Annotated in this window: 4 protein-coding genes; all 4 read right to left on the bottom strand. The window is 70.3% G+C overall.

Annotated elements, in window-relative coordinates:
- The coding region (locus tag VGD85_RS20135) for a proteasome accessory factor PafA2 family protein (protein ID WP_331065213.1) at nt 1–515 on the bottom strand (515 nt) is incomplete at its 3' end.
- 109 nt (nt 516–624) lie between these two features.
- Nucleotides 625–1,545 (bottom strand): hypothetical protein, encoded by a 921-nt coding sequence (locus VGD85_RS20140; protein ID WP_331065214.1) that lies wholly within the window; start codon nt 1,543–1,545, stop codon nt 625–627.
- 218 nt (nt 1,546–1,763) lie between these two features.
- Nucleotides 1,764–2,552, bottom strand: a complete 789-nt coding sequence (gene prcA, locus VGD85_RS20145) for a proteasome subunit alpha (RefSeq protein ID WP_331065215.1) — start codon at nt 2,550–2,552, stop codon at nt 1,764–1,766.
- A 4-nt stretch (nt 2,553–2,556) separates the two neighbouring features.
- The coding region (prcB, locus tag VGD85_RS20150) for a proteasome subunit beta (protein WP_331065216.1) at nt 2,557–3,307 on the bottom strand (751 nt) is incomplete at its 5' end.

The raw sequence follows: 3,307 nt of genomic DNA on the forward strand, positions 1-3,307 counted from the left end.
GCGCGCTGGGACACGCTGTAGCTCGCGCCCCGCGGCGTCTGGGTGATCTTGCCGGCGCCCACGACGATCTGCCGGGTCACCAGGAACGGGATCAGTACGTCGGCCAGCCGGGAGAACTCGCCCGCTCGGCTCACCAGGTAGTTCTCGTGGCAGCCGTAGGAGTTGCCCGCGGAGTCGGTGTTGTTCTTGAACAGGTAGATCTCGCCGGCGATGCCCTCGTCGTGGAGTCGTTGCTCGGCATCGAGCAGCAGGCCCTCGAGCACCCGCTCCCCCGCCTTGTCGTGCGTGACCAGCTCGACCACGTCGTCGCACTCGGGAGTGGCGTACTCCGGGTGGCTGCCGACGTCGAGGTACAGCCGCGCGCCGTTGCGCAGGAAGACGTTGCTGCTGCGCCCCCAGCTCACGACCTTGCGGAACAGGTAGCGGGCCACCTCGTCGGGGCTCAGCCGGCGCTGGCCCTTGAACGTGCACGTCACGCCGTACTCGTTCTCGATGCCGAAGATCCGCCTGTCCACGCGCTCAGCCTAGGCGGAGCCTGGTCGCCACGGGAGGCATGTCCGCCGCGAGGCGCGCCGCTGACGCCGTCGCGGTTTGGTCACCAACCGCGATCACGGCGGCTCGGGGTCAGCCGGTCCGCGCCCAGTCCATGAGTCCGTGCTGGCGTCGCCAGCGGTTCATGACCCGGTCGCGTCCGGCCTCGCTGTAGAGCGAGTTGTCGACCAGACGGCGCCAGCGGTGTAGCCGACGGATCCGGTGCGGCCGGTCGAGCACCCGGTCGATCTCGTGCATGACGACCGCGGCATGGTTCAGCAGGTCGTCGAGCGCGAAGCCGCGCCGGACGTACGGCGTGCCCGCCCAGCCACGTTCGCGCCGCATGTCGACGCGGTGTTGGTCCTTGTCGCGGTGGTGCTCGCCGTCGTACTCGTGAGCGTCAGTCCTGCCGGTCAGCAGCAGATCCACACGACCGATCGAGGTGCCGTTGTCGTCGAACAGCTCGACCTGCGGATCCACCGGCACATCGAGCGCCGTGTGGAAGAGCCTCAGGATCGTCTCGCCAGCCGACTCGCTGCGGTCCGTGGCCAGGGCGTACGCCGCTCGCAGCACCCGCACCCCGGGCCTGCGACTGCTGAGCAACTGCTCCATCCGTGCGGCGTTCAGGTCGCCCGCGCGGAGTGCCGAATCGATGACGACCACCAGATCGAGGGTGCCCAGGTCGCGCGCCATCCTGAGCAGGATCTCCTCGGGCTCCTCGACCGGCAGACCGTGCAGCATGGTGGGCGCCCGGCTGGTCGAGAGACGCGAGCAGATCAGGCCGTGCCGTCGAGGTCGAGGGTCCTTCAGGCGGACCGCCACGAAGACCGGCACCTGCTCCGGCAGCTTGGGCAGCCGCCAACCCCGGAGCCGAGCGCCGGTGAGGTGGGTGAACACGGCCGACCTGGGCAGCACCAAGCGATAGGCCGCGAGCTCTCGGCGATACTCCTCGTCGTCGCTCAAGCCCTCGCGCCGCCGCTTGTAGAGCCCGTGGCTGACGCGGCAATGGCTCACCAGCCGGACTTGTCCGCGGATCGGTTGGTCGTCGTCATCTGTCGCTGTGGTCTTCTTCCCCATGGCGGCAGGTTGCGCGTTCGGCGCATGCCCCAAACCGGGTCCTCAGCGACCTGTGGATGAGGACGCGGCGGCCGTGTGGTGTGGTTTGGTCACCAACGACACAGATCGAACGGCGAAGGATGTCGTTGGTGACCAAACCGCGACGGTCGCGACCGTCAGCCGGGCGGGGCGACCGGGGGCTCGTCCGTGGGCGGACTTGGTTCGGGCGTGGGTTCGGGCGTGGGCTCGGCGGCGTGCTCGGCCGGTCCGCGCTCGCCCAGGAGCTCCTCGAGGCGGGCGGGGCGCAGCCGAGCGAACTTCCGCGGCTGGGTCCGGGTCCGATCCAGGACGGCGACCTCCAGGTCGTCCACCGGGATGACCCGGTCCTCGGAGTCGGTGTGGCCGAGCGAGGCGACGGCGAGCCGCAGGGCGTCGGTGAGCGTCGCGCCCTCGGCGTAGCGCTCCTTCAGGTACGCCGCCACCGTCTCGGCGGCCCCACCCATCACCGCGAACCCGTGCTCGTCGGCGACCTGTCCGTCGTAGGTCAGCCGGTAGAGCTGGTCGTCGGCGGCCGAGTCGCCGATCTCGGCCACGAACAACTCCACCTCGTAGGGCTTCTCGCCGCCGCTGGAGAAGATCGTGCCGAGCGTCTGGGCGTAGGCGTTCGCCAGTCCGCGACCCGTGACGTCGCGCCGGTCGTAGGCGTAGCCCCGCATGTCGGCGAGGCGGACGCCGGCGATCCGCAGGTTCTCGAACTCGTTGTACCGGCCCACCGCTGCGAACGCGATCCGGTCGTAGATCTCCGAGACCTTGTGCAGCGCCTCGGACGGGTTCTCCGACACGAACAGGATCCCGTCGGCGTACTGCACGGCCGCGACCGACCGGCCGCGCGCGATGCCCTTGCGGGCGAAGTCGGCCCGGTCCTTCATCAGCTGCTCGGGCGAGACGTAGAACGGCATGCTCATCGCGTCAGGCACCTTCCGCCGGGCGGGCGGCCGACAGCGGGGCTGTCGGGCCATCGGGGCTCGTCATCCGGCCGGCGATCACCCGATCGGCGATCGCGGCCACCTCGGCGTCGGGCATCCGGCGCCCACCGTCGGCGGTCATCACCTGGACGACCGGGAAGATGCGTCGGGTCACGTCGGGCCCGCCGGTGGCCGAGTCGTCGTCGGCGGCGTCGTACAGCGCCTCGACGACCGCTTGGACGGTCTGCTCGGCGGAGAGGTCATCGCGGTAGAGCTTCTTCAGTGATCCGCGCGCGAAGAGCGAGCCCGACCCGACCGAGTGGAACGCGGTCTCCTCGTAGCGCCCGCCCGTGACGTCGTAGCTGAAGATCCGGCCCTGGTCGGAGGCCAGGTCGAAGCCCGCGAACAGGGGTACGACGGCCAGGCCCTGCATGGCCATGCCCAGGTTGGACCGGATGAGGGCCGCGAGGCGGTTGGCCTTGCCGTCCATCGACAGCGTGCTGCCTTCGATCTTCTCGTAGTGCTCCAGCTCGGTCTGGAACAGCCGCACCATCTCCACGGCCAGGCCCGCGGAGCCGGCGATGCCGACAGCCGAGAACTCGTCGGCCGGGAACACCTTCTCGATGTCGCGCTGGGCGATGATGTTGCCCATCGTGGCGCGCCGGTCCCCAGCCATCACGACGCCGCCGGGGAACGTCGCCGCCACGATGGTGGTGCCGTGCGGCGCCAGATCGCCGGCCCGCGCCGGCGCGTGC

Source organism: Nocardioides sp. (assembly GCF_036401255.1).
Classification (GTDB): domain Bacteria; phylum Actinomycetota; class Actinomycetes; order Propionibacteriales; family Nocardioidaceae; genus Nocardioides.

Bases quoted from the DNA above. Each gene is read 5' to 3' on its own strand.
- prcA (WP_331065215.1), bottom strand. From the start codon at position 2,552: ATGAGCATGCCGTTCTACGTCTCGCCCGAGCAGCTGATGAAGGACCGG.